Below are 22,829 nucleotides of genomic sequence, written 5' to 3'. Positions count from 1 at the left end.
ATGGCAGCCGTCGACACGCGGAACGATGAGAAGCTGCAAATCCTGCTGGACCGGATCGTCCCGGCCCTGGAGCCCGAGGCCGTCTATCTGTTCGGCAGCCGGGCGCGCGGCGACTTCGACGAGGACAGCGATTACGACCTGCTGGTGATCGTCCCGGACGATGCGCCGAAGGAACGGCGGTCGGCGGTGTTCGCCCATACGGCCAAGGCGGGGACAGGCATCCCGGCGGATATCGTGCCGTGTCGGCGCTCCTTTTTCGAGGCGAACAAGGATCAGGTCGGCACATTGAGCTACAGGGCCACGCATGAAGGGGTGCGGGTCTATGGGGCTTAGGGTCGGCGCCGATGCATGGCTGGCGACGGCATCCGTCGATTTGCGGGCCGGCCGGGCGTGCCTTTCCGTTTCCGAGCCGATCGTCGCCGCAGCCACCTATCATTGCCAGCAGGCTGCGGAAAAGCTGGTCAAGGCGGTTCTGGTCTGGCTCGACCGCGACGTACCCCGCTCGCATGACATCGACTCGCTCGTGATGCGTATTCCCCATGATCTGCCGGTACGGGGATGCCTGCTGCCACTTGGGCGTTTCACCGCCTACGCCACCCTGTACCGGTATCCGGGCGAATCGGGCGATGTCACCGACGAACCGACCGCGGAGGAGGTGTCCGGCTGGCTCGACGAGATCGAAGCCGTGCGCGATAGCATCGGATCGTTCATCTCTGCCGTAAATGGACCCCACCCATGACAGCCGCCCCCCTCGACCTCCACCGCGAGACCGTCCGGCCGGAGTGGATCGACTACAACGGCCACATGAACGTCGCTTACTACCTGCTGGCTTTCGATCATGCGACGGACGCGGTGCTCGACCGCTTCGGGATCGGCAAGGCCTATGTGGCGGCGGAGAACCGGTCGGTGTTCGTGGTCGATGCGCATCTGACCTATGCCCGCGAGGTGACGGAGGGGACGCCGCTGCGCTTCGCCTCGCGGCTGCTCGGTGCCGATGCCAAGCGGTTGCACCTGTTCCACGAGATGCGGCATGCGGAAGACGGCTGGCTGGCGGCGACGGCGGAATTCATGCTGTTGCATGTCGATCTCGCCAGCCGCAAGACCAGCCCGTTTCCACCTGTGGTCGCGGAGGCGCTGGCCCGGCAGGCCGCCGCCCATGGTGCCGAACCCTGGCCGCCGCAGGCGGGGAGGGCAGTGGCCCGGCTGGGTGGCTGAGCCGGTCGCGCGTGTCCCCATTCGTCATGTCGCTGCTATGGCGGGATGTGTAAGGTCGTGTCCGTGGAAGCAACGACGAGTGGCTGGGAACGCGCGCAATGTCCGAACTGAAGCTCAACCTCGGCTGCGGTGACACGCGGCTGCCCGGCTACGTCAATGTGGACAAGTACGGCACCTTCGGGCCGGACATGGTGGCCGACCTGGAGGTCGTGCCCTGGCCGTTCGAGACGGACAGCGTCGCCGATGTCCAGCTCATCCATTCGCTGGAGCATATGGGCCAGACGACCGAGCAGTTCCTGAACATCATGAAGGAGCTGTACCGCGTCTGCCGCCATGGCGCGCGGATCACCATCAAGGTGCCGCATCCGCGTAGCGACGGCTATCTCGGCGACCCGACCCACGTCCGCCCGATCACGCCCGCCGTGCTGAGCCTGTTCTCGCTGGAGGAGAACCGGAATTTCATCGAGCGCGGCTGGCCGAACACCCGGCTGGCGATGCATCTGACCGTCGATTTCCGCATCCGGTCGATTGGCTACACGCCGACGGTGCGCTGGAAAAGCAAGCTGGCGGCCGGAGAGGTCACGAAGCAGGACGTGATGGACGCGATGGAAAGCCAGAACAATGTCATCGACGAAATCGCCATGGTTCTCGACGTGGTGAAGGGCACATCCTGACGTCGTGCGCTCCGCGCGCCCATCCGGGCGGCGGCGCGGCTCGAACCTGCCGGACGATGAGGGCGTCGAGGTTGAGTCGGCCGCCGATGTCCCCATTTATCGGAGCATGAGACATGCATCCGCCTGGCCGCCCCGCTTCAATCCCCTCCTGTCCGCCCTTGCCGTCCTGGTCACCCTCGCCGCAGGGGTCGCAGCCGGGCCGGCGCTGGCCGAATGCACCGACGCGGCCGAGCCGAAGGTGAACTGGCGGCGCTGTTCGCTGCAAGGGCAGACCCTGACCGGCGTCGATCTCAGCGGGGCGATGCTGCGCGATGCGACCTTTCAGCGTGCCTCGCTGGGTCAGGCGAAGCTGACCGAGGCCGACGGTTATCGGGCGAAATTCATCAGTGCGACCGCCCCCGGCGCGGTCTTCGACGGGGCGCGGCTGATCGAGGCCGACTTCACCCGTGCCGACCTGACCGGCGCCAGTTTCCGCGATGCCGACCTGCGCAATGCCAAGATGGTCGGGGCCTCGCTGGCGCGCGCCGATTTCACCGGAGCCAGGATATCGGGCACCGATCTGCGTCAGGCCGACCTGTCGGGCGCCCGCTGGACCGACGGCACACATATCTGTGCGGAAAGCTCGGTCGGTCAGTGCAACTAGCGCAGGCATAACCACCCGGAACATGCCACAAAACCTTCTTGCCGTAGGGGCTTCGGCCGCGTACCGTTCGAAACCGAATGAATTTTGACGGACGGCGGACGTGACGATCATCGAGGACTTCGAACGTTCCAGCGGCCTCGCCGCGAAGGCCATGGAGCGGATGCTGTCCGAACGGTTGCCGCCCACTCCGGAAAACTTCACGCTTTGGTTCGTTTATTTCAGCGGCCGCAACCCTGATCTGACGCGGGCCATCGATCTGGCCTGCCGCGATGGGCTGGCCACCTCTCAGACCCTGTGCGAGGAGCTGTACAAGCGCTTCTTCGCCCTCGACGCCGAGGCGCAGGCGATCCGCGAGACCTCCGACAAGGCGCGCTACGCGCTGGGCCGCATCCTGGAGCAGCTGGGCAATGTCGGGTCGGAGACGGAGCGCTACGGCAACACCCTGACCGGCTTCCGCGACGAGCTCGACCAGCCGCTCAGCCTGCCGGAGCTGCGGGCGATGATCGCGGCTGTCGCGGCGGAGACCAAGGAGATCGTCGACCGCCAGACCGCCTTGCAGCTCCAGCTCCAGGAATCGAGCCAGCAGCTGGCGGAGATGCGCGTCAGCCTGGACAGCGCGCGGCGCGAGGCGCTGACCGACGGGTTGACCGGCATCGGCAACCGCAAGGCCTTCGACCTGCTGTTGCAGGAGGCGATGGACGAATCGGCGCGGGAGGCGTTGCCGCTGTCGCTGATGATGGTCGACATCGACCATTTCAAGGCGTTCAACGACACCCATGGCCATCTGGTCGGCGACCATGTGCTGAAGCTGGTGGCCCGCATGCTGACCGAATGCATCAAGGGCCGCGACACCGCAGCCCGTTACGGCGGGGAGGAGTTCGCCATCATCCTGCCGCGCACCAGCCTGGACAATGCGCTGAAGCTGGCCGAGCAGGTGCGCACCTTCGTCGGTGCCCGGCAGATCGTCAACAAGGCGCGCAACGCCAATTACGGCACGGTGGCCCTGTCGGTCGGCGTTGCTCAGTTCCGCCCCGGCGAGCCGGCATCGGCCCTGGTCCGCCGCGCCGACGAGGCGCTCTATGCCGCCAAGCGCAGCGGCCGCAACCGGGTGGCGGTGGAGGCCTGACCCGGCCCTCCGCCGGTTCTCCGCTCAGCCCGCCAGCCCGCGCCGCGCCGCCTCCGTCCCGCGCAGCAACTCCGCCACCAGCTCGCCCGCCGGCAGCCGCCGGGCCATCTGAAGCCCCTGGCCGGCCCACAGCGACAGGAACTCCGCCCGCCCGGCCTTGCCGGCGGCGGTGCGCAGCGGCCGGGTCAGCGTGTTCTGCAAGGGGAAGGGCAGCACCGCGCCCGGCGCCTGCGGATCCTCCACCATGTCCATGAAGCGGTTGACGATGCCGCGCGCCGGCCGGCCGGAGAAGGCGCGGGTCACGCGGGTCCGTTCCTCGCCCGCCGCCGCTTCGCCTGCCATTTGTTCGCCTGCTGCCAGGATTGCGGCCTTGTGGGCTTCGGGAATGCCGGCCTCGCCGGTGGTCAGGAAGACGGTGCCCATCTGCACCGCGGCGGCGCCCAGGGCCAGCGCCGCGGCGATGCCGCGCCCGTCCATGATGCCGCCCGACGCGATCACCGGCACGCCGACAGCGTCGGCCACCAGCGGCACCAGCGCCATCGTGCCGACGAGGTTGGCCGCCGGATCGCCGATGAAGCTGCCGCGATGCCCGCCGGCCTCGCTGCCCTGGGCGACCACCGCGTCGACGCCGGCCCGCTCCAGAGCCACCGCCTCCGCCACCGTGGTCGCGGTGCCGAGCACCCGCATGCCGCGCGCCTTGGCGGCGGCGACGCTGTCGGCCGGCGGCAGGCCGAAGGTGACGCTGTAGAAGGCGGCCCCGCTGTCGAGCAGCGCCGCGAACTGCCGGCCGAATCCGTCCCCGGCATAGGCGGGCGCCTCCGGTTCCGGCAGCCCGAGTTCCGCATGGAAGGGGGCGACGCGGGCCAGCGCCTCCGCTAGCACGGCGGGGGGAACCGGCGGCGGTTCCGGGGTCGGGGCGAACAGGTTGATGCCGAAGGGCAGGGCGGTGCGGCTGCGGATGTCGCGCGCCCGTTCCCGGATCTGCGCGTCGGTCAGATAGGCGGCGCCGACGAAGCCGAGCCCGCCGGCCTCGTTGACCGCCGCGACCAGAGCCGCCGTATCGCCGCCGCCCGCCATCGGCGCCTGGATCACCGGCGACCGCAGCCCGAGCCGCGACACTGATTCGCTGTGAGAGGGCATGTCCGCCTCCGTCGCTTCCACGATGGGGCCGATGCTACGCCCCGGCGTTCTTCGCGACCAATGACTTGTTCTGAAGGGGGCGTTCACTTGCGGTGAAGGGAGGCCGCCCGGCGGCGCGCCTCCCGGCTGCGATAGGGGCAGTCCAGCGCCTCCGCCAGTTCCAACAGGCGCAGCCAGACCGCCCGCCGGGTGGTGGTGGGAAGGTCCGGGCTGCTGCGCAGGCTGCGGACGATCTCCTCGATCCGCTCCCGCAGCACGGCACATCGCATCCGACCCGTCCGGTGCGTCGGCATCCGGAACCGGCGCGCGATTGCGGCACAGGGGGCATATATCGTCATGATCGGGGCTGGTCATCCGCCTGCGCTCCATGATTGGTGCGGGGGCGGAGGGTATCAAGAACAGGATGTATTTCCTCTGTAAATCCAATCAAGCAATGACGTCATTGCGCTATGATGTCTTTGAGTACTGGTGCGATTGGATAGAACTTTTCATTTATTTTCTCATGTTGTACCTGCATTGGCATGACGGGTGACGCCATCGCATTATCTCTCCGCCTGAAAAAGTCCGACTGGCTGCGCCTGCACGCCCTGGTGACGGAGCTGCGGGCGGCCGACGCTCCCGCCCCGTCGCTGCAAGGCGTCATCATCGCCGCCCTGAACGACTACCTGACGAAGCGCGGCGAGGCCCCGCTTGAAACGCAGCCCTTCGGGCGCGGCGGAGCCAGGACGAGCCGCAAGCGGGCGGGGGCGTAGACTGAGGCTTTGGGGGCAACTCTCCCGACATGATGCGAGGGAGCCGCTCCAATTTCAGCGCATAGAGTTGGATTGTCGGCTTTGCGCCAGGAGCGGACATGAGCAGCCAAATCTCTGCCAGATCCATCCCCGGTGATCGGCGCACTTGTATCGCGTAGCGCTACACGATACAATGATGGTTATGAACGAGTCTGAAGCACCTCATCCCGGCACCTACATCCGCCAACAGGTCCTGCCGGCCGGCCTAACGGTCACGGCCGCAGCGAAGCAATTAGGCGTGGGTCGGCCGGCCCTGTCCAATCTCTTGAACGGCAAGGCCGCGTTGTCGGCGCAAATGGCGTTCAGGCTGCAGAAGACCTTCGGCTGCGACAGCGAAGAGTTGCTGCGCCGCCAAGCCGCCTACGATCGAGCGCAGGCCCAGACCCGTGAGCCTGAGATTGCGGTGCGCGCCTATGCGCCGAGCGTCCTGTCGATCAAGGCCATGCAGATCGAGGCCTGGGCCGACCGGATTGATGCGCGCCACGAACTCGCAGCGCTCCTGCGCCGCTTGGTCTACTCGACCGGCGAAGGCCTCACCCAACTCGACTTTCCAGCGTTTGAGAATGCACAGCGACACGGCTGGGACGGGTTCGTCCAGGCCGCCGCCGCGACGCCTTGGATTCCCCTTGGCGATTCCGGATGGGAGTTTGGGGTCAATCAAGACCCTGCCCAGAAGGCCGAGCACGACTACGCAGCCAGGACCAAGGAGCTCGGCGCCGCCGATCGGGCAGGCCTGACCTTCGTCTTCGTAACGCCACGCCGCTGGGCCGGCAAGACGGCCTGGGTCGCGGCCAAGGCCGCTGAAATGAAGTGGAGGGGAGTCCGGGCCTACGACGCCAGCGATCTGGAGCAGTGGGTCGAAACCTCGATCCCCGGCCAAGCGTTTTTCGGCGACCGCCTGCCGCTTCAGGACACCGATCTTCTCGATCTTGAAGCTGCCTGGAGCCGGTGGGCCAACGCCGCCGAGCCGCCGCTCAGCAAGAGCCTATTCAAGGCCGTAGCCTCGACGGCCGCTTATCTCCTAAGTAGCTGGCTTAGCGGACCCCCCGAGCGGCCGTTCACGGTGGTGGCTGATTCCACGGCGGAGGGTCTGGCCCTTCTGGCCTGTGCATTCGAGTCCGGTGCGCTTGAAGACGGGCGCGCGCGCGAGCGCGCCGTCGTCGTCAAGAGCCCTGCGGCTCTGGCCAAGCTGATGGCGGCGACCTCTGGGTTCACCGCGATCATCGATTCCACGGCGGTCGAGTCGCAGGCCGAGGATGTTTTCCGCCGCCACCACACTATCGTGGTAACCCACCGCAACGGCGTCGAAGACAGCGCCGACTTCACCATGGACTTGGTTGAGGACGAGACGTTCCGTGGGGGCCTTGGTGAAATGGGGTTCGGGCACATCGACGTCGAACGGCTGGACCGGGAGTCCGGTCGGTCCCTGACGGTTCTCCGCCGCCGCTTGGCGCAGTTGCCTGCGTTGCGGTCGCCGCCCTGGGCGGATGATGCCAACGCGGCGCGGCGGCTGGTGCCGTTGATGCTGGTGGGCGCTTGGGACTCGGGCTCTCCAGCCGACCAGGCGGTGGTCGAGGCCATGGTTGCCCAGCCCTATGACGACGCAGAAGCCACAGTGGCTGAGTGGGTCGGCGAGGCGGACAGCCCATTGTGGTCCATCGGCCGGATGCGGGGCGTGGTCTCCAAGACTGATGCCTTTTATGCCCTGCAGCGCCACATAACGCCCGCGCATCTCCGCCGCTTCTTCGACGTCGCCCGAGTCGTCCTGTCGGAGGCCGATCCCGCCCTGGACCTACCTGAGGACAAAAAGTGGTGCGCGGCGATCTACGATAAGACGCGGCGCCACTCGGGGGCCTTGCGCCGGAGCCTCTGCGAAACCCTCGTCCTGCTGTCGGTGCACGGCGACAACCTCTTCAGGACGCGCCTGGGGGTCGACGTGGTCGGCCAAGTCAACGTGCTGATCCGGGACTTGTTGACGCCCCTCGACGGCGCGACTTGGCAGTCCCAACAGCATGACCTCCCGCGCTATGCGGAAGCCGCTCCCGAGGTATTCCTCGGCTTGGTCGACGGCGATCTGCGCAGTTCCGAGCCGAAGATTCACGCACTGCTGCAACCGACAGGGCCGGGTCCGTTTTCTTGGCCCGGCCGCACGGGTCTGTTGTGGGCATTGGAGGCCCTAGCCTGGAAACCTGACCGGCTGGACCAAGTGGTCGAGCTGCTGGCGAAGCTGGCGGAGATCAAGATCAGCGACAACTGGGTAAACAAGCCGGAGAATTCGCTCGCCTCCATCTTCCGGTGCTGGATGCCGCAGACCGCCGCGCCAGTGGAGGCGAGGATCGCGGCACTCGAACGGCTCTGCCATCGTCATCCCGCGATCGGCTGGCGCATCTGCCTCAACCAGTTTGACCGCCGCGCCGCCATAGGTCATCACAGCTCTCGGCCGCAGTGGCGCGCCGACGCCGCCGGCGCCGGGGAGCCGGTCTCACGGTACGAAGCCTACCAGACAGCTAGGCGAGCGCTCGACATCGCGTTGGCTTGGCCAAACCACGACGAGCACACCTTGGGCGATCTCGTCGAACGGCTGGACGGGATTTCCGATGACCAGGATGCGGTCTGGTCGGCCATCCGCGCTTGGCTGGCCACGTCGCCTCCGGAGGCGGCCAAGTCCAAGCTGCGCGAGCAAATCCGCCACTCCACAATGGTGCGCGCGCCGAAGCGGCCGCGTGACGGGGAGCCGCCTGTGTCAGTACAGGCGCGCGAGGTGTTTGACGCACTGCTGCCCAGCGATCTGATTTGGCGCCATCAGTGGCTTTTCGCGCAGCACTGGGTGCGGGAGTCCGTTGAAGAGCTCCACGACGGCGATCTCGACTTCCGCCAGCGGGAGGCGCGGATTGAGCAGCGTCGGCGCGAAGCCCTGACCGAGGTGTGGCAAGGGCTGGGTCTTGAGGGCGTTCGTCAGCTTTGTCGCCTCGGCGACGCTGCGTCCATCATCGGCAGCATCCTGACGAAAATCCTGACACCGGTTGAGGTAGACGATGTCGTTGCCGAGCTCGCGGAAGGGCCAGCCGACCATGCGATGGACCAGTGTCTGTCGGGCCTGCTCTGGAGCCTGACCCCGGATGATCGCGCGAGGGTTTTCGATGCCGCCTGCCCCCCTACCGGCGGCAATCGCTACACTGCGGCTGGCCTCCACCGCCTTGTGCTGCGTTCGCCGTTCGGGGCTGAAACCTGGTCGCGACTAGAAGTGTTCCCGACTGAGGAGCGGGCTCGCTACTGGGCCGAGGTCAACCCGCGTCCGCTGTTTCGTGAGGACGGCGACGAGGTCAACCAAGCGGCCAGCCACTTGCTGGATGCCCGCCGGCCGCGGGCCGCATTCGCCACGGTCCACATGGCCTTTGGCACCCTGACAACTGACCGCCTGATGCGGCTCCTGACCGAGGTCGCCACGATCGATGCCGAGCCGACCGGGCACTACCCTCTATCGCAGCATGATCTGTCGGAAGCCTTCGATGTCCTGTCCGAGCGATCGGACACCGACCCTGACGCCCTGGCCGGCCTGGAGTTTCTGTACATCGATGGTCTCAGTGACACGAAGCACGGCATCCGCAACCTTGAACGTCAGCTTTCCGAGTCGCCCTCGTTGTTCGTGCAGGCCCTCGCCCTGACATTCCCCCGCAAGGACGAGGAAGAAGACCCGCCAGAGCTGAAGACCGACAACCCGGAGCTGGCGCAGAAACGAGCGCAGTCCGCCTATGCCATGCTTTCCCAGGCGCGACGCCTGCCCGGGATGAATGACAAGGGCGAACTCGACGGCCAGAAGATGCGCGACTGGATCGTCAACGCCCGCGCCCTGGCTCGCGACTTCGGCCGTGACGAGATCGCCGACAGCCAAATCGGACAACTTCTCTCCCATAGCCCGGTCGGATCGGATGGCTTCTGGCCGCATGAGACCGTGCGAGAGGTGCTTGAGGACCTGGGCACCGACAGGCTGGCCAGTGGCATGATGATCGGTAAGAAGAACGCCCGCGGCGTGGTGTGGCGTGGTCGAGGCGGCGATCAAGAGCGCGACATTGCGAAGGGCTATCGGGACGCCTCGGCAGCCGTCGCGGCTGAGTATCCTTTCACCGCCCGGCTACTGAACGAGTTGGCGCGCTTCTACGACCGCGACGCGGCTTGGCACGATGATCGCGCCTTGGTCGAAAGGCGCCTGCACAACTGATGAGTCCGAGTTCTGTGCAGACGAACGTTGGGATCTGGCGCTTTGCGGTCGCGAGCGATTGTCCGCTCCGGGTCAAAAACAGACGTTTGAGTGTATCGCGAAAAAGCGGACTTATGTAGCATCCGCCACTATGACCGGCGGGTGAGCACAAATCATGAACTTGATGATTCACAACGGAGTCGTGGCCGGGTAGACTCGGGCAATCACCGTGTCGGAGATCGCCATGCCCCGTCGCACCAAAAGCCAGCACTTCCTTCTCAGCGCCGCGGCGCGCACGCTGTCGCTGGCGACCGTGCTGCGCCTGTCGGACACGGAAGCCGAGACGGTGTTCGCGGCGATCCGCTGGCCGGAGACGAACGGGCGTCCCGTGTGCCCGGCGTGCGATTGTGATGCGGTGTACGACTGCCGCCGGCCGAGCGGTGCGCCTCGCTGGCGCTGCAAGCGGTGCCGCAAAGACTTCTCCCTCACCTCGGGCACGCTGTTCGCCTTCCACAAGCTGGCGCTCCGGATGTACCTCGCCGCCGTGGTGATCTTCGTCAACGAGGTGAAGGGCAAGGGCGCGCTGCCGCTGTCGCGCGACCTGGGCGTCCAGTACAAGACGGCGTTCGTGCTGGGCCACAAGATCCGCGAAGCGATGGCGGCCGAGAGCCGCGGTGTCGTCATCGGCGGCGCGGGCAAGGCGGCGGAGATCGATGGGGCCTACTTCGGCGGCCACGTCCGCCCGGAGAACCGCAAGGCGGAGCGCAAGGACCGCCGGCTGGCCATCAACCAGACCGGCAAGCGCCGGTGTGTCGTCACCATCCGCGAGCGCGACGGCCGCACCCTGACCGGCGTGTTCCCGTCCGAGGACGCCGCCGGCAGCTTCATCCGCTCGCGCGTCGCCAAGGGCACCGAAGTGCATGCGGACGAGTCCAGCGCCTGGAACGACCTGCACGCCCGCTACCCGATGCACCGCATCAACCACCAGGACGCCTACAGCCAGGACGGCGCCTGCACCAACGGGGCGGAATCTTTCTTCTCGCGCATCCGCCGCGGGGAGATCGGGCACCATCATCACATCTCGGGCCTCTACCTGCACCGCTACGCCAATGAGGCCGCGTTCCGAGAGGATCATCGCCGGACCAGCAACGGCGAGCAGTTCCGCGTCGTGGTCGGGCTGGTGACGAAGACCGGCCCGTCGGTCGATTTCTGCGGCTACTGGCAGCGCGCTCACGCGGCGTGATCGGCGGGTTCGGCCGGAAGGCGCCAGCGGGCGCCCAGGCCATTGCCGATCTTCTCCACCGTGCCCTTGCCTTTCAGGGCGGTCAGGGTGTTGAGGACGCGCTGGATGAAGTCGGAGCGGGTCTTGCGGTCTTCCGGATCGAGCCCTTTGTCGCGCAGCGCGGCGACGGCGATCTCCTCAGCGGCAACGACACGTCCCTCTGCCATGCGCAGCGCCTCCAGGCAGCGGCGCGCCAGCTCGCCGCTGGCGAAGTAGTGGGAGCGCCTCGCCGGCGGCTTCTTCGGCGCGATGCTCTCCGGCTCCAGTTCCGGGGCGAACAGGCGCAAGGTGGCGTCCAGGTGCACCAGGTCGGCCCGGTGCTGAGACATCCGCTTCTCAAGCTCAAGGATTGCCCCGGAGATCTCGCCCCGCTTCTCCCGCAAGGCGCTGACAACGTGCGGCTCGCCCATACTCCATGCCCCTTCTGTGCGGCTTCAGGGCGACAGGGTAGCTGGCAGGGCGGCGACGCGGCAGGATCAGGCGGTGGCGGGTGCTACATAAGTCTGCGAAAAAGAACACCCAACCCCGGCAATCCATGCCGACGGCTGCCGATCACGCTTCCGCCACCCGTGCGCATTGAGCCGGCTCTGCATACCGGCTGTGGCATCGCCTATGCCAGTGAAAAGAAGGCGTCGCCCTGACACTGCGTCGCAGTGGAAGCTGAAGACGCCCCGTTCCGCCGTGTGTCATGGAAGGAAGCGGCAGGATCGGCGCGCCCATGCCGATCCTGCCGCCGCCCGTCCTCACCCCCGCAGCCCCGGCGCCTCCTGCCCGGTGCGTTCCACATACTCGGTGTAGCCGCCGCCATACTGGTGGATCCCCTCCGGCGTCAGTTCCAGCACCCGGTTCGACAGCGCCGCCAGGAAATGGCGGTCGTGCGACACGAACAGCATGGTGCCCTCATAGGCGCCCAGCGCCGCGATCAGCATCTGCTTGGTGTCGAGGTCCAGGTGGTTGGTCGGCTCGTCCAGCACCAGGAAGTTCGGCGGGTTGAACAGCATGGTCGCCATCACCATCCGTGCCTTCTCGCCGCCCGACAGCACGCGGCACTTCTTCTCCACGTCGTCGCCGGAAAAGCCGAAGCAGCCGGCCAGCGCCCGCAGCGAGCCCTGGCTCGCCTGCGGGAAATGCGCCTCCAGCGCCTCGAAGATGGTCTGGTCGCCGTCCAGAAGCTCCATCGCGTGCTGGGAGAAATAGCCCATGCGCACGCTGCCGCCGACGGTGACGCTGCCGCTGTCCGGCTCGGTCGTCCCCGCCACCAGCTTCAGCAGCGTCGACTTGCCGGCGCCGTTGACGCCCATCACGCACCAGCGCTCCTTGCGGCGGATGGTCAGGTCCAGCCCCTCGTAGATGGCCCGGCTGCCATAACCCTTGTGGACGTTCTTCAGCACCGCGACGTCGTCGCCCGAGCGCGGGGCCGGCGGGAAGTCGAAGGTCACGACCTGCCGGCGCTTGGGCGGCTCGAAGCGCTCGATCTTGTCCAGCTTCTTCACCCGGCTCTGCACTTGGCTGGCGTGCGAGGCGCGGGCCTTGAAGCGCTCGATGAATTTCAGCTCCTTCGCCAGCATCGCCTGCTGGCGCTCGAACTGGGCCTCCTGCTGCTTCTCCTTCAGCGCCCGCTGCTTTTCATAGAAGCCGTAGTCGCCGGAATAGCTGGTCAGCGATCCGCCGTCGATCTCGATGATCTTGGTGACGATGCGGTTCATGAACTCGCGGTCGTGCGAGGTCATCAGCAGGGCGCCGTCATAGCCCTTCAGGAAGCCTTCCAGCCAGATCAGGCTCTCGATGTCCAGATGGTTGCTCGGCTCGTCGAGCAGCATGGCGTCGGGCCGCATCAGCAGGATGCGGGCGAGCGCGACGCGCATCTTCCAGCCGCCCGACAGGCCGCCGACGTCGCCGTCCATCATCTCCTGGCTGAAGCTGAGGCCGGCCAGAACCTCGCGCGCCTTGCCCTCCAGCTCATAGCCGCCCAGCTCGTCGAAGCGCGCCTGCACCTCGCCGTAGCGCTCGATGATGGCGTCCATCTCGTCGGCGCGGTCAGGGTCGGCCATGGCGGTTTCCAGCTCGGCCAGTTCCGCCGCGACGGCGCTGACCGGCCCGGCGCCGTCCATCACCTCGGCCACCGCGGAGCGGCCGGACATCTCGCCGACATCCTGGTTGAAATAGCCGACGCTGACCTGCTTCTCGATCGCCACTTGGCCGCCGTCCGGCTGCTCCTCGCCGGTGATCATGCGGAACAGCGTGGTCTTGCCGGCGCCGTTGGGACCGACCAGCCCGATCTTCTCACCCCGGTTGAGCGCCGCGGAGGCCTCCAGGAACAGGATGCGGTGACCGTTCTGCTTGCTGACGTTATCGAAGCGGATCATGGGCGACAGGAGTCCTTAAGGCGTGATGGCGGCTCCTTATGCCACAGGATCGGGGAGACGATGGAGTCCTGATCGGGCGCGGCAACGGCCGAAAAGGCTTCGGGCGCGGTCTTTCCCCCGCGCCCGAAGCCTCACCCGATCACTGCCGACCTCAGATGACGCCCATCAAATGACGCCCATCAGATCACATAGGTCAGCTCCTTCCCCGACTTCAGGCTGTTCTTGCCCAAGGTCTCGTCGACATAGTCGAGCAGGCGGGCGAGCGCCTCGCTGCGGCTCAGCGTGTCGGTGTCGATCACCAGTTCGGGTTGGTCCGGCGCCTCGTAGGGGGCGGAGATGCCGGTGAACTCGGCGATCTCGCCGGCCCGCGCCTTCCTGTACAGGCCCTTGGGGTCGCGGTCCTCGCAGGTGGCGAGGTCGGCGGCGACATGCACCTCGTGGAAGCGCTCGCCGCCGATCACCCGTGCCCGTGCCCGGTCGGCCTTCAGCGGCGAGATCAGCGAGGCGATCACCACCATGCCGGCGTCGGCGAACAGCTTCGCCGTCTCGGCCACCCGGCGGATGTTCTCCGCCCGGTCGTCGGCCGAGAAGCCCAGGCCCGCATTCAGCCCGTTGCGCACATTGTCGCCGTCCAGCACGAAGGTCTGCCAGCCGCGGTCGAACAGCGCGCGCTCCAGCGCCATCGCCAGCGTCGACTTGCCGGCACCCGACAGGCCGGTCAGCCAGACGATGCCGCCCTGATGGCCGTTGGCCTGGGACCGCTCCTCCAGCGAGACGGTGTGCGAGACCTCGGTGATGTTAGCCGCCGCGGCATCCTCGATCTCCACCACCAGGCAGCCGCCGACGACATCGTTGCCGTCGATCAGCGCGCCGCGGCCGGTGCGCGGCAGGTCCGACGCCAGATCCAGGGCGATCGGCGAGCGGGAGCGCAGGACGACCTCCGCCACCTCGTTGCGGTGGACTGACTTGCCGGGGGTGCTCGACAGATCCTCGACATCGATGACTGCCGTCACCTGCTCCACCGTCACCCGGTGCTCGGCGGAGGCGATCTTCAGCGTGTAGGTCTTCCCCACCACCAGCGGCTCCGACACCAGCCAGAACAGCCGCACGCTCAGCCGGTGGCCGAGGATCGGCGCGTCGGCCTCGTGGTGGGCGATGTGGCCGCGCTCGGCGAAGATGCGCTTGTCGAGCGTGATGCCGATGCTCTGGCCGGCCTGGGCCGACAGCACGGTCTCCGGATGGTTCCACGCCTCGATGCTGACCACCGTGGCGCTCGCTCCCGTCGGGGAGAAGCGCAGGGTGTCGCCGACGCGCAGCCGCCCGCTTTCGATGCGGCCGGCCAGGATACGGCGGTCGTCCGGCTTGTAGACATCCTGCAGGGGCAGGCGCAGCGGCTGGTCGGGCGAGACCTGCTGCGGCCGGAAGGCGTCGAGCTGCTCGATCACCGTCGGTCCCAGATACCAGTCGGCCTGCTCGCTGCGGCTGACGATGTTGTCGCCGTTGCGGGCGGACACCGGGATCACCGCCTTGGGTTGCAGCCCAAGTTCGGCCAGATACTCCTTGATCTCCTGCGCCACCACCTCGTAGCGGCGGCTGGAGAACTCGACCTTGTCCATCTTGTTGACGACCACCGCCACCTGACGCACGCCCAGCAGGTGCAGCAGGAAGGCGTGGCGGCGCGACTGCTCCAGCGCGCCCTCGTCGGCGTCGATCACCAGCAGGGCGGCGTCGGCCTGGGAGGCGCCGGTCACCATGTTCTTCAGGAACTCGGTATGGCCGGGGGCGTCGATGATGACGTAGGGCCGCTGCGCCGTCTTGAAGTGGATCTGCGTGGTGTCGATGGTGATGCCCTGGTCACGCTCGGCCTGCAGGGCGTCCATCACGAAGGCCCATTCGAAGGGCATGCCGCGCTTGCGGCTCATCTCGCGGACCTGTTCGACCTTGCCGTCGGGCAGGCTGCCGGTGTCGTTCAGCAGACGGCCGATCAGCGTGGACTTGCCATGGTCGACATGGCCGACGATGACGATGCGGAGTTGGGAATGCGGCATCTTACATGTACCCCACGCTGCGCAGGCGCTCGAAACTGTCTTCGGATTCGTTGTCCATCGCCCGGCCGGCGCGTTCCGGCACGCGGGTCACCTGGAGCTCGGCGATGATCTCGTCGATGGTCGAGGCGGTGCTGTCGACCGGGAAGGTGATGTTCTTCTCGCCCAGCGAGCGATAGCGCTTGCCGTCCCTGGCGAAGTACAGCGGGACGATGGGAATCCCCTCGCGCTGGGAATAGCGCCAGATGTCCAGCTCGGTCCAGGCCAGCAGCGGATGGATGCGGACATGGACGCCTTCGGGGAAGCGGGTCTTGTAATGGTCCCAGAACTCCGCCGGCTGGTCCTTGACGTCCCAGTCGCCCTCCAGCGAGCGCGGCGAGAACACACGCTCCTTGGCGCGGGTCGCCTGCTCGTCGCGGCGGATGCCGACCATCACGCCCTGATAGGCATGGTCGCGCAGCAGGTTCTTCAACCCCTCCGTCTTGCGCGCGGCGGCGCGGGTCAGGGGAGGAAGGGTCTGGTCCATCTCCTCTTCGGGCGGGCATTGCTCGACCTTCAGGTCGAGGCCCCATTCCTTGGTGATACGGTCGCGGAACTCGTAGACCTCCGGCAGCTCCATCGCGGTGTCGAGCTGCACGACGGGGAAGGGGATGCGGCCGAAAAACGCCTTGCGGCAGAGCCAGAGCAGCGCGTTGCTGTCCTTGCCGATCGACCAGAGCATCGCCAGCTTGTCGATGCGGTTGTAGGCCTCGCGCAGAATATAGATGCTCTGGTTTTCGAGCTGGTCGAGATCGGCGCTCATCGGGCGTTTCCAATCATGGTGTGTATGCCGCATTCGGTCTTGGCGCTGCCGGCCCAGCGGCCGGAACGCGGGTCGGCACCGGGCGCCACTCGCTCGGTGCAGGTGTAACAGCCGATCGACAGGAACCCGTCGGCCTCCAGCGGGTGGCGCGGCAGGTCGCGCCGGATGAACTCCTCCTCCAGCCGGTCCTTGTCCCAGTTGGCCAGTGGGTTGACCTTGATGCGGCCGGCCTCCGCCTCGAACAGGGGCAGGGCGGCGCGGGTGGCGGCCTGGAAGCGCTTGCGTCCCGTCACCCAGGCGTCGAGCCCGGCGGCGGCCAGCGCGCGGTCCAGCGGCACCGTCTTGCGCAGGCGGCAGCAGGCATCGAAATCGCGCTTGAACAGCATGCCGTCCTTGTCGGCGGTGGCGAGATCGTCGGCGGTCGGCCCGATCTCCCGCACATCGGTCAGGCCGAGCCGCTTCACCAGCTGGTCGCGGTAGCGCAGGGTTTCGCCGAACAGCTTGCCGGTATTCACGAACAGGACCGGGAAATCCGGCGTCGCTTCCGCCGCCAGCGCCAGCAGCACCGCGGATTCAGCGCCGAAGGACGACAGCAGCGCGATGCGCCCGCCGAACACCCCATGCATGGCGGACAGCAGCGGCACCCCTTCGAGCGCGCCGTAGCGGTTGGTCAGATCCTTCACCCGTGTCGAGGCGTCCATCCTCAGCTGCCTTTCGCGGTGGCCGGTAAAGTCTATCAAATAGATAGTTTTTAAGTTTGTGTTTGCACATTAACACCGGCGGAAAACCCGTGCAACGTAAATACATTCTCTACTTGTTTAATAGGTTTGTTGTGCGTCGCAATGCGTGGTGTGAAATATGTTGATTGTGGCTGGGGGCTGGGCTAAATACCTTCCATGCACATGATGCCCGTCATAAGCGCCGCGACACGCCGGCCCGCTCTGCCTGTTCCGGCAGTGCAGCCATGGGGTATGCGGCCACGGGCACTGCGGCCATGATTCCGCTGGCGCTCGACCCGTCGCGGGTGGCGATCGCGCTGGCCGGGACCGGTCCGCTGGCGGTGCGCCGGCTGACCCAGCTGCGCGAGGGCGGGGCCGACCCGATGGTCTTTTCACCGGAACCGGATGGGGAATTGGCGCAGCTGGCCGGTGGCCGCCTGGTCAGGGCCTTGCCGGATGCCGCCGCATTGGACGGAATCGGCCTGTTGTATGTCATGGGACTGGGACCGGAGACCGAACGGACACTGGCGGAACTGGCGCGCTCGCGCCGCGTGCTGGTGAATGTCGAGGACGTGATTCCGCTCTGCGACTTCCATTCCCCCTCGGTGGTCCGGCGCGGCGATCTGGTGATGACGGTGTCGACCGGCGGGCGCAGCCCGACGCTGGCCAGCCTGCTGCGCCAGAGGCTGGAGTCCCTGTTCCCGGAGGAATGGGCGGAGCGGCTGCGCACCATCGCCGCGTTCCGCGACCGCCGCCGGGCGGAGGGGGCGTCGATGTCGGAGGTCGCTCGGGAAACCCGCGACCTGATCGCCCGCGAAAGATGGCTGCCATGACGGCCGCACCCGTCGAGCCATGGAATTCACTGCCGGACCGCCGCCGGTTCGGCTAAGACGACACCACCCGCGTTCGAGAACGACCAGCCAGGAGAGCCAGATGTCGGCCAAGGATCGATCGAAGGAAGGATCGATGAAAGCCATCACCGCCAACCGCCTGCGCGACGGGGAAGTCGTGTTCCTGGGTGAGGGCGGCCGGTGGGTCGAGTCCTTCGCCGAGGCCGCGCTGTTTGCGCGCGCCGAGGCCGACGGGGTGCTGGCCGCCGCCAAGGAGACGGCGGAGCGCGAGCGGTTCGGCGTCGACATCTATGCCTTCGAGGTGGTGGAGCAGGACGGCGTTCCGGTCCCGGCGACGATGCGCGAGCGCATCCGCACCGCCGGCCCGACCGTGCGCACCGATCTTGGAAAACAGGCGGCCTGACCGAGTTCGACCGCCTTCCGTGACGGGCGGCCTTAGGGATTGATCGACATGAACCACATCGCGCCCGGCGCCCGTGCCGGCATCTATCATTACGACGAGATCGACCGGCAGTTCGTCGCCGAACGGGTCGAGCAGTTCCGCAAACAGGTCGAGCGCCGCCTGGCGGGCGAGCTGACGGAGGAGGAGTTCAAGCCGGTCCGGCTGATGAACGGCCTCTATCTCCAGCTCCACGCCTACATGCTGCGCATCGCCGTGCCCTATGGCGTGATGAGCGCCGTCCAGCTGCGCAAGCTGTCGGACATCGGCCGCAAGTACGACAAGGGCTATGGCCACTTCACCACCCGCCAGAACCTGCAATACAACTGGATCAGGCTGGAGGACACGCCGGCCATCCTGCATGAGCTGGCCGAGGTGGACATGCACGCGCTGCAGACCAGCGGCAACTGCGTGCGCAACGTGACGACCGACCCCTTCGTCGGTGCCGCCAGGGACGAGGTGGTGGACGGCCGCGTCTATGCCGAGATCCTGCGGCAGTGGACGACCATGCACCCCGAATTCACCTATCTGCCGCGCAAGTTCAAGATCGCCATTTCCGGCGCCGCGAGCGACCGCGCGGCGGTGCGCATCCACGACGTGGGCTTGCTGGCGCGGCGCAACGACAAGGGCGAGCCGGGCTTCTCCTTCTATGTCGGCGGCGGCCTCGGCCGCTCGCCCTTCGTCGGCAAGCTGGTGCGCGAGTGGGTGGCGCAGGAGGATTTCGTCGCCTATCTGGAAGCGATCCTGCGCGTCTACAACCAGTATGGCCGGCGCGACAACATCTACAAGGCGCGCATCAAGATCCTGGTGCACGAGCTGGGGCTGGAGAAGTTCACCCAGGAGGTCGAGGAGGAGTTCGCGCGGCTGCGCGGTCCCAAATACCGCCTCGATCCGGAGATCGTCGAGGGAATCCGCGGGCATTTCGCCCCGCCGCCCTTCGAGGAGCTGCCCGACCATTCCGATGCGCTGGAGCGCGCCAAGGCCGCCGACCCGGCCTTCGCCAACTGGCTGGCGGTCAATGTCGCGGAGCATAAGGCGCCGGGCTACGCCATCGCCACCGTCTCGCTGAAGCCGGCCGGCGGCATCCCCGGCGACGCCACCTGCGAGCAGATGGACCTCGTCGCCGATCTGGCCGAGCGCTACAGCTTCGGCGAGCTGCGCGTCACCCATGTCCAGAACCTCGTCCTCGCCCATGTGAAGAAGGACGACCTCTACGACCTGTGGAAGCGGCTGGACGCGGCGGAGCTGGGCAGCGCCAATGCCGGGCTGATCGGCGACATCATCGCCTGCCCGGGTCTGGACTATTGCGCGCTGGCCAATGCCCGCTCGATCCCGCTGGCCCAGGCCATCTCGGCCCGCTTCGCCGATCCGGTCCGCCAGCGCACCATCGGCGAGCTGGGCATCAAGATCAGCGGCTGCATCAACGCCTGCGGCCATCACCATGTCGGCGCCATCGGCATCCTGGGCGTCGACAAGAAGGGCACTGAGTATTACCAGATCACCGTGGGCGGCGATCCGACGCTGACCACGGCGATCGGCGACATCCTGGGGCCGGCGGTGACCGAGACCGAAACGGTGGACGCCATCGAGGCGATCGTCGACGTCTATCTCGCCAACCGTGCAGGCGAGGGGGAGCGCTTCATCGACACCCTCGCCCGTGTCGGCCATGCCCCGTTCAAGGAGAGAATCTATGCCGCTGATTGAGAATGGGCGCATCGGCGAGGATGCCTGGAGCTTCATCCCCGACGGGGAGCCGGTGCCGAACGACCGCCCGGTCATCATCAGCTTCGAGCGCTGGCAGGCGGAGCGTGACAGCTTCGACGGCCGCAACGCCAAGCTGGGCGTGCGGCTGAAGAGCGGCACGCTGGCGGGTGCCGTGGCCGCCGACCTCGACCGTTTCGCCCTGGTGGCGGTCGAGTTCCCGAAGTTCCGTGACGGCCGCGGCTTCTCCACCGCGCGCGAGCTGCGGGAGCGCTATGGCTACACCGGCGAGATCCGCGCGGTCGGCCATGTCATCCCCGACCAGTATCTCTATCTGGTCCGTACCGGCTTCAGCTCGGTCGAGGCGCCGGAAGGCACCAACCCGGACAGTTGGGCCAATGCGCTGACCGAGATCACCGTCGCCTTCCAGCCGAGCCTGGACGACACCTCCCCGCTGTCGCTGCTGCGCCGCAAGCTGAAGGTGGGGTAAGGCGGTCTTCATCCGCTCGGGACAGATGGAAAAGGCGCCGTCTCTGTCGGGACGGCGCCTTCCTGTTTTCAGATGGTGGTGAACCAGGAGCTCGACACGTCCTGGGCCATCACGCCGGAGAGGGTGGCCGTCGAAGCGCTGCCAAAGCCGGAAATGCTGAGAACGGCCTCACCCTGGGCGTTGGCGCTCACCGTGTAGCTCTGGTACGTGAGCAGTCCGATTCTGTCGCCTTCCGTGGCATTGAAATCGCCCACGAGGTCGTTGCCGTTGCTGCTGCCGAAGCTGGCCGAGAAATCGAACAGGTCGGCGCCGGCTCCGCCTTGCAGCACGTCGTCACCGTCGCCGCCCTGCAGCCTGTCGTCGCCGTTCCCCCCGGACAGGATGTCGTTGCCGGAACCGCCGGTCAGCAGATCGTTGCCGTCCTCGCCGGCCATCGTTACCGCCGAGTACGAGTTGGCCGCCGTCACGGTGTCGTTGCCAACGCCGCCGATGAAATGCTCGATCGAGTTGGAGATATCCAGATCGACGCCGTCGGCGTAGCGGGCATGGACCGTGTCGTCGCCGTCGCCGCCAAAGAGACGGGCCGCTGTCGCGGTGTCGACATAAAAGCTGTCGTTCCCGGCATCGCCGAACAGCACATTGTCGCCGGCCCCGCCGATCAGAACATCGTCCCCGTCACCGCCGAACAGGGTGTCGTTGCCGGCCCCGCCGACAAGGACATCGTTCCCCCCACGGCCGAACAGATTGTCGTTGCCGTCGCCACCATTGAACGTGTCGTTGCCGTCGCCGCCCATGAGGTCATCGTTGCCGGCCCCGGCGTCGACCTCGACCGCAGTCGCGCCCGCAAAGAATCTGTCGTTGCCGCCGCCGCTGAACACCCGTTCGATGCTGGGATAGGAGAGATCGAGGGACAGGTCGCCGTCTCCCTGGACATGGACGGTATCGAACCCGTTGCCGCCCTCGACCCGGTCGGCCGCGTCGATATGGAACACATCGTCGCCCTCGCCGCCGGTCAGCGTGTCGGTGCCGGCGCCGCCGGTCAGCGTGTCGTTGAACGCGCCGCCGACGATGCTGTCGTTGCCGTCTCCCCCGTCGATGACGAGGCCGGCGCCGGCTCCCGTGCCGGTCAGCGTGTCGTCTCCCGACCCGCCATAGGCGCGTTCGATGCTGCAAGCGCCCAGGTCGATCGAGGTTCCGTCGCTGGTCAGGATGACGGCCGTGTCGAAGCCGTCTCCGCCCTGCAGCGACGCCATGTAGAACATGCCGTAATAGCCGGCGGTCTCGATGTGGAGGACGTCGTCTCCGTCGCCGCCGATCAGCACATCGGAACCGCCCCCGCCGGTGAGGGTATCGTTGCCCGCCCCGCCGACGATCACGTTGTTCTGCGCATTGCCGGTGCCCTGGAAGTCACCGGTTCCAATGAAGGTCAGCCGTTCCAGATTGTCGCCAAGGTTCATGGCGTTCAGAGTGGTGCGGACCTCGTCGTCGCCCTGGTAGGACTGCTCCTGGATGACGTCGGCCGAACTGTCCACGATGTAGACGTCGTCGCCGCTGCCGCCGATCATCGAATCGTCGCCGGTGCCGCCATCGAGAGTGTCGTTGCGATTGCCGCCGGTCAGCGTATCGGTACCGGCGCCGCCGTTCAGGACATTGTCGTTCCACCAGGAGCCGACGATCACGTTGTCCAACCCATTGCCGGTGCCCTGGAAGGCATCGCTTCCGGTGTATGTCAACTTCTCGAGATTGTCGCCGAGCGTCAGGGAGTTCAGCGAGGTGCGGACCTCGTCGTTGCCTTCATCGGCCAATTCCAGGACGACGTCGGCCAGACTGTCCACGAGATAGACGTCATTGCCCTTGCCGCCGATCATGGAATCATTGCCGGGCCCGCCATCGATCGTGTCGTTCCCGTCGCTCCCGATCAGAAGGTCGTTGCCGCTCCCGCCGGTGTAGAAGGTGTTCTGCCAATTTCCAAAACCGCCGAAGGGGTCCGTGCCGCCCATGCCCGGCGGAACCTGCGGAGGATAATTGTTCCAGGGGTCCGCTGACAGGTCAAAATCCGACTTTCCAGCCAGGGCTTCCATAGGCGTATCTCCCTACTCGTTCGAAGGGCAAAAGATTATCGGTAATTGTGCAATCGAGGCGCTATCCGCCTTTTTAGATATATAACATATAAAATACAACTCGAAGATGCGGCAATAAGCCACAACCTTCGTTGTTCGCTTGTTGCCGGCAGCCCGGCTGGAAGGGATTGACGCTGACGGCGTGACAGGGTCTGAGCGCGATCCGCCCGATCCATCGCGCGGCATGGGCGATTGACCGCGAAGGGGGGAGTCGGGCGCTGCGGCGT

At 66.7% G+C, this 22,829-nt stretch carries 21 protein-coding genes; 13 read left to right on the top strand and 8 right to left on the bottom strand.

Translation table 11 applies throughout. The annotated features are described in order from the left end of the window. The 6 genes from AL072_RS00240 (at position 1) to AL072_RS00215 (ending at position 3,658) form a co-directional block, all read left to right on the top strand. A complete protein-coding gene (locus AL072_RS00240; protein WP_045582003.1) occupies positions 1-333 on the top strand; it encodes a nucleotidyltransferase domain-containing protein in 333 nt (110 codons plus the stop codon). Continuing rightward, positions 323-739, top strand: a complete 417-nt coding sequence (locus AL072_RS00235; RefSeq protein ID WP_045582004.1) for a HEPN domain-containing protein — start codon at positions 323-325, stop codon at positions 737-739. Before AL072_RS00240 ends, AL072_RS00235 begins: the two co-directional genes overlap by 11 nt. Further along, positions 736-1,215: a thioesterase family protein gene (locus AL072_RS00230; protein ID WP_045582005.1), complete on the top strand. Its 480-nt coding sequence runs from the start codon at positions 736-738 to the stop codon at positions 1,213-1,215. Before AL072_RS00235 ends, AL072_RS00230 begins: the two co-directional genes overlap by 4 nt. A 98-nt stretch (positions 1,216-1,313) precedes the next feature. Further along, a complete protein-coding gene (locus AL072_RS00225; RefSeq protein WP_045582006.1) occupies positions 1,314-1,889 on the top strand; it encodes a class I SAM-dependent methyltransferase in 576 nt (191 codons plus the stop codon). Positions 1,890-1,995: 106 nt separating this feature from the next. After that, positions 1,996-2,532 carry a pentapeptide repeat-containing protein gene (locus AL072_RS00220; RefSeq protein WP_045582649.1) on the top strand — a complete coding sequence of 179 codons (537 nt, stop codon included), beginning with the start codon at positions 1,996-1,998 and terminating at the stop codon, positions 2,530-2,532. 100 nt (positions 2,533-2,632) lie between these two features. Next, a complete protein-coding gene (locus tag AL072_RS00215; protein ID WP_082108926.1) occupies positions 2,633-3,658 on the top strand; it encodes a GGDEF domain-containing protein in 1,026 nt (341 codons plus the stop codon). Between the two features lie 24 nt (positions 3,659-3,682). Here AL072_RS00215 and AL072_RS00210 read toward each other — a convergent pair whose 3' ends face one another. Further along, positions 3,683-4,798, bottom strand: a complete 1,116-nt coding sequence (locus AL072_RS00210) for an NAD(P)H-dependent flavin oxidoreductase (protein WP_045582651.1) — start codon at positions 4,796-4,798, stop codon at positions 3,683-3,685. 83 nt (positions 4,799-4,881) lie between these two features. Beyond that, positions 4,882-5,067, bottom strand: a complete 186-nt coding sequence (locus AL072_RS34025; protein WP_144428094.1) for a hypothetical protein — start codon at positions 5,065-5,067, stop codon at positions 4,882-4,884. 252 nt (positions 5,068-5,319) lie between these two features. Between AL072_RS34025 and AL072_RS00205 the strand changes: the two genes are divergently transcribed. From AL072_RS00205 to AL072_RS00195, 3 genes are all read left to right on the top strand, one after another. Continuing rightward, entirely contained in the window at positions 5,320-5,550 is a 231-nt protein-coding gene (locus AL072_RS00205; RefSeq protein WP_045582007.1) for a hypothetical protein, read from the top strand. Between the two features lie 181 nt (positions 5,551-5,731). Then, a complete protein-coding gene (locus AL072_RS00200; protein WP_045582652.1) occupies positions 5,732-9,808 on the top strand; it encodes a HigA family addiction module antitoxin in 4,077 nt (1,358 codons plus the stop codon). Between the two features lie 223 nt (positions 9,809-10,031). Next, on the top strand, positions 10,032-11,030 hold the full coding sequence (locus AL072_RS00195) for an IS1595 family transposase (RefSeq protein ID WP_045580516.1): 999 nt from the start codon (positions 10,032-10,034) through the stop codon (positions 11,028-11,030). On the opposite strand, the gene AL072_RS00190 is transcribed toward AL072_RS00195, so the two are convergent. The 5 genes from AL072_RS00190 to AL072_RS00170 form a co-directional block, all read right to left on the bottom strand. Next, on the bottom strand, positions 11,018-11,479 hold the full coding sequence (locus tag AL072_RS00190) for a hypothetical protein (RefSeq protein WP_052709885.1): 462 nt from the start codon (positions 11,477-11,479) through the stop codon (positions 11,018-11,020). The genes AL072_RS00195 and AL072_RS00190 overlap by 13 nt on opposite strands. Before the next feature lie 333 nt (positions 11,480-11,812). Beyond that, entirely contained in the window at positions 11,813-13,435 is a 1,623-nt protein-coding gene (locus AL072_RS00185; protein ID WP_045582008.1) for an ABC-F family ATP-binding cassette domain-containing protein, read from the bottom strand. A gap of 179 nt (positions 13,436-13,614) precedes the next feature. Next, positions 13,615-15,483 (bottom strand): adenylyl-sulfate kinase, encoded by a 1,869-nt coding sequence (gene cysC / locus AL072_RS00180; RefSeq protein ID WP_045582009.1) that lies wholly within the window; start codon positions 15,481-15,483, stop codon positions 13,615-13,617. Between the two features lies 1 nt (position 15,484). Continuing rightward, positions 15,485-16,282: a sulfate adenylyltransferase subunit CysD gene (gene cysD / locus AL072_RS00175; RefSeq protein WP_052709997.1), complete on the bottom strand. Its 798-nt coding sequence runs from the start codon at positions 16,280-16,282 to the stop codon at positions 15,485-15,487. Next, complete coding sequence (locus AL072_RS00170; RefSeq protein ID WP_045582011.1) at positions 16,279-16,983, bottom strand: phosphoadenylyl-sulfate reductase; 705 nt, start codon at positions 16,981-16,983, stop codon at positions 16,279-16,281. Before AL072_RS00170 ends, cysD begins: the two co-directional genes overlap by 4 nt. Before the next feature lie 293 nt (positions 16,984-17,276). On the opposite strand from AL072_RS00170, the gene AL072_RS00165 reads away from it, so the two are divergent. The 4 genes from AL072_RS00165 to AL072_RS00150 all read left to right on the top strand — a co-directional run bounded on the left by AL072_RS00165 (position 17,277) and on the right by AL072_RS00150 (position 20,482). Continuing rightward, positions 17,277-17,834 (top strand): precorrin-2 dehydrogenase/sirohydrochlorin ferrochelatase family protein, encoded by a 558-nt coding sequence (locus tag AL072_RS00165; RefSeq protein ID WP_045582653.1) that lies wholly within the window; start codon positions 17,277-17,279, stop codon positions 17,832-17,834. 133 nt (positions 17,835-17,967) lie between these two features. Then, complete coding sequence (locus AL072_RS35460) at positions 17,968-18,255, top strand: DUF2849 domain-containing protein (protein WP_045582654.1); 288 nt, start codon at positions 17,968-17,970, stop codon at positions 18,253-18,255. Positions 18,256-18,303: 48 nt separating this feature from the next. Next, positions 18,304-19,995, top strand: a complete 1,692-nt coding sequence (locus AL072_RS00155; protein WP_045582012.1) for a nitrite/sulfite reductase — start codon at positions 18,304-18,306, stop codon at positions 19,993-19,995. Further along, complete coding sequence (locus tag AL072_RS00150) at positions 19,982-20,482, top strand: DUF934 domain-containing protein (protein ID WP_045582013.1); 501 nt, start codon at positions 19,982-19,984, stop codon at positions 20,480-20,482. Before AL072_RS00155 ends, AL072_RS00150 begins: the two co-directional genes overlap by 14 nt. A 68-nt stretch (positions 20,483-20,550) precedes the next feature. On the opposite strand, the gene AL072_RS35920 is transcribed toward AL072_RS00150, so the two are convergent. Then, positions 20,551-22,482, bottom strand: coding sequence for a calcium-binding protein (locus AL072_RS35920; RefSeq protein WP_158511026.1), 1,932 nt, complete (start codon positions 22,480-22,482; stop codon positions 20,551-20,553). Between the last annotated feature and the right edge of the window lie 347 nt (positions 22,483-22,829).

Source organism: Azospirillum thiophilum (assembly GCF_001305595.1).
GTDB classification, from domain to species: domain Bacteria; phylum Pseudomonadota; class Alphaproteobacteria; order Azospirillales; family Azospirillaceae; genus Azospirillum; species Azospirillum thiophilum.
The sequence above is the reverse complement of the archived record's forward strand: the minus strand, read 5'-3'. Positions and strand labels throughout refer to the sequence as shown.